The sequence below is a fragment of the Sphingomonas elodea ATCC 31461 genome, assembly GCF_000226955.1.
Classification (GTDB): domain Bacteria; phylum Pseudomonadota; class Alphaproteobacteria; order Sphingomonadales; family Sphingomonadaceae; genus Sphingomonas; species Sphingomonas elodea.
Genome location: NZ_AGFU01000095.1, coordinates 1 through 3,301, shown reverse-complemented (window position 1 = coordinate 3,301; position 3,301 = coordinate 1). Strand labels below are relative to the sequence as shown.

The window sequence follows — 3,301 nt, the reverse complement described above, 5'->3', positions numbered from 1 at the left end:
CGCGCCCAGCCGCCGTTCGCCGGTGCCTGGGCGCTGCCTGGCGGCTTTGTCGGGATCGGGGAGAGCCTCGACGAGGCAGCACACCGTATCCTCGCCGCCAAGGCGCGGATGGCGGATGCCTATGTGGAGCAGCTCTACACCTTCGGCGCGGTCGAGCGGGATCCGCGCACCCGCATCATCAGCGTCGCCTATTTCGCGCTGTTGCCTGCCGATCGCTTCGCCGCTGCGCTGAAGGCCGCGCCCGAACTCGCGCTGGCGGAACTCACCGTGCCCTGGTCCGGCGAGGCGGGCGGCCCGATCGAGGCGCGGATCGGCGAGGGGGATCCGCTCCCGCTCGCGTTCGACCATGGCGCGATGCTCAGCCTCGCCGTCCGCCGCCTGCGCGGCAAGCTCGACTATTCGGGCATCGCCTTCGCCCTGCTGCCCGAGCGGTTCACGCTCCGCGCGCTGCAGGATGTCTACGAGGCAATCCTCGACACCAAGCTCAACAAGCCGGCTTTTCGCCGCCGCATGCTCGATCGCGGCTGGCTGGAGGCGACCGGCGAACGCGAGACCGGCGCGTCGTTCCGCCCGGCCGAACTCTATCGGTATCGCAATCCAGAAGGAGACGCATGATGGCCCAGGTTCGCAACTTCCCGTTCGTCGCCCAGTTACGTGCGGACGCGAGCAGCCATGTCATCCGCTATCGCAAGGGGCGGGTGCGCCAGAGCGGGCGGGGGCTCGTCTTCTGGTTCCGGCGCGAGACCGCCAGCATTGCCGAGCTGCCGATGGACGATCGCGAGATGGCGCTGTTCGTCAAAGGCCGCAGCCAGGATTTCCAGACGGTGGCGGTGCAGGGCACGCTGACCTGGCGGGTCGCCGATCCGGAGCTGCTCGCCGCCCGCGTCGACTTCACCATCGGCCTGAACAGCGGCAGCTGGGCGGCCGAGCCGATCCAGCGGATCGAGACGCGGCTGGCCGGTCTCGTGAACCAGGCGGTGCTGCAATATCTGGCGCAGGCGCCGGTACGGGCGCTGCTCGATGCGGGGCCGGATCCGCTGCGCGGCGTGCTGCAGACGGCACTCACGCGCGACACGGCGCTCAGCGAGATCGGGTTGGAAGTGGTCGCGATCCGGCTGACCAACCTCGCCCCCAGCACCGAGCTGGAACGCGCGCTGCAGACGCCGACCTTCGAGGCGCTCCAGCAAAAGGCCGACCAGGCGACCTTCGAGCGCCGCGCGCTGGCGGTGGAGAAGGAGCGGGCGATCGCCGAAAACGAGCTCGCCAACCGCACCGAGCTCGCCCGCCGCGAACAGCAGCTGATCGCTGAGGAAGCGGCGAACGCTCGCGCACGTGCGGCCGGTGTCGCCGAGGCGCAGCAGGTCGAGGCGACCGCCGAGGCGGAGCGCATCCGCGCGGTCGAAAGCGCCAAGGCCGAGGCGGAGCTGGCGCACATGGCCGTCTATCGCGACCTGCCGCCGGCCGTGCTGCTTGGGCTCGCCGCGCGCGATCTGGCGGGCAAGCTCGACACGATCGAGCATCTGAATGTGACGCCGGACCTGCTGGCGACGCTGCTCGGCGAGTTCCGCCGCGTCGCACCCGTACTGCCGGCGAAGTGAGGGCGCCATGCCAACCAACAGCCCGCGCGCGGTGTTCGTCACCCGCGAGACCGACTATGAACTGCTGCTCGCGCGCCATGCCACGCGCGAGCAGGCGCGGTTCTTCCTGGAGACGCGCGGCCAGCGGATCGAGCTGCTGGAGGAGCGCGACCGCCAGCTGCACGACGCGCTGAAGCAGGCACGGCTGGCGGTGCCGGGCGACTGGCGGCAGGCGCATGTCCGCCGCCCCGATCTCGACCGGTTCCTGTTCGGGCCGGAGGACGTGATCGTGCCGGTGGGGCAGGACGGGCTGGTCGCGAACGTCGCCAAATATCTGACAGGGCAGCCGGTGCTTGGCGTGAACCCAGCGCCCGATCTGTACGATGGCGTGTTGGTGCGGGTGGACCTGCGCTATTTGCCCGAGCTGCTGCGCGCCAGCACCGCCGGGACGGCCCCAATCGAGTACCGGACCATGGTGGAGGCGCGGCTCGATACCGGCGAGCGGCTGCTAGCGCTCAACGAGGTGTTCATCGGCCACCGCAGCCATCAGTCGGCACGCTACAGCATCGCGGTCGGCGGGGCAGGGGAGGACCAGAGCTCCAGCGGCCTGATCGTTGCCTCGGGCACCGGGGCGACCGGCTGGGCAAGGTCGATCATGGAGGCGACCGGTACGCAGCTGCCGTTGACGCCCGACGAGCGCGCCATCGCCTATTTCGTCCGCGAGCCCTTCCCGAGCATCGCGACGGGCACATCGATCCGCGCAGGTAAACTTGCCGATGGCGCGTTGCAGGTTATCTCGCGGATGAACGACGGCGGCCTGATCTTCGCCGACGGGATGGAGCAGGATTTTCTCGGCTTCGACTGGGGCCGCCGCGTGTCGGTGGCGCCAGCGGCGGGTGCGTTACACTTGGTGGTGGCGGGGCGCTGACGGCGGGGCAAAGCAGGATGGTGCCCAGCGTCGCTTTATATTGGCCGCATGCTGCTTCGAAGACGAGGTAATTCCACCGATTCTCCGCGACGCCTCGACCTTTTTTGCTACGCCCAAAGCACCACCACCGCGTTGTACGCCATGTGCAGGATCACCGCCGGTGCCAGTCGCTTCGAATGCTTGAACAGCAGGCAGTTCGCGGCGCCCACCGCTGCCACCGGCAGCCAGGACAGAGCGGGGTGGTAGATCGCGAAGAAGGCAGCCGCCGCGCCCACCGCCTTCCATCCGCCCCAGTGCCGGTCGAGCGTGCGATAGACGAGGCCGCGGAACAGATATTCTTCCGCGAAGGGGGCGAACCCGATGGCGATCACGGCATAGCTGACGGCCAGCCCCGGAATGCTCCGCATCTGCTGTTCGGATGCGCGGATGACCTCGCCTACCGAGGGGATCCACTGAACGGCCTGGACATAGCCATGCGCCAGCACCCCGAGGACAACGCCACCGCACAGCCCCAGGGCCAGCCAGCGCGGCGAGCGATCCTCGTCGAGGAAATAGCGGCGAATCCAGCTCTCGGCCGGTTCCGCTGAGGCCGTATCGTCCCGCCAGCCCCAGATCCGCGCGGGGGCAACGCCGCGGTTCAGCAGGAATTGCGACACGCCGATCGATACGGCGACGGCGCTGAGCGCGTAGCCGATGCTCTGCGCGATGCCGACGCCGTCCTTGCCGCCGATCCCGTAGAAGAGCCCGCTCACCAACCCGAACGCGCAAATCCATCGACAGAGCATGACCCATCCAT

Annotated in this window: 4 protein-coding genes; 3 read left to right on the top strand and 1 reads right to left on the bottom strand. The window is 69.0% G+C overall.

All coding sequences use genetic code 11. The features are described 5' to 3' along the window. The 3 genes from KK7_RS0118755 to KK7_RS0118745 all read left to right on the top strand — a co-directional run. Positions 1-615: NUDIX hydrolase (locus tag KK7_RS0118755; RefSeq protein ID WP_010546176.1), on the top strand; the 615-nt coding region annotated here is incomplete at its 5' end. Beyond that, positions 612-1,598, top strand: coding sequence for an SPFH domain-containing protein (locus KK7_RS0118750; RefSeq protein ID WP_202798690.1), 987 nt, complete (start codon positions 612-614; stop codon positions 1,596-1,598). The genes KK7_RS0118755 and KK7_RS0118750, both read left to right, overlap by 4 nt. Before the next feature lie 7 nt (positions 1,599-1,605). After that, complete coding sequence (locus KK7_RS0118745) at positions 1,606-2,505, top strand: NAD(+)/NADH kinase (protein WP_010546174.1); 900 nt, start codon at positions 1,606-1,608, stop codon at positions 2,503-2,505. A gap of 107 nt (positions 2,506-2,612) precedes the next feature. On the opposite strand, the gene KK7_RS0118740 is transcribed toward KK7_RS0118745, so the two are convergent. After that, positions 2,613-3,257, bottom strand: coding sequence for a CPBP family intramembrane glutamic endopeptidase (locus KK7_RS0118740; protein WP_158000038.1), 645 nt, complete (start codon positions 3,255-3,257; stop codon positions 2,613-2,615). Positions 3,258-3,301 lie beyond the last annotated feature (44 nt).

Coding starts and splice junctions, on each gene's coding strand:
- KK7_RS0118750 (WP_202798690.1), top strand. CDS start 612: ATGATGGCCCAGGTTCGCAACTTCCCGTTCGTCGCCCAGTTACGTGCG.
- KK7_RS0118745 (WP_010546174.1), top strand. CDS start 1,606: ATGCCAACCAACAGCCCGCGCGCGGTGTTCGTCACCCGCGAGACCGAC.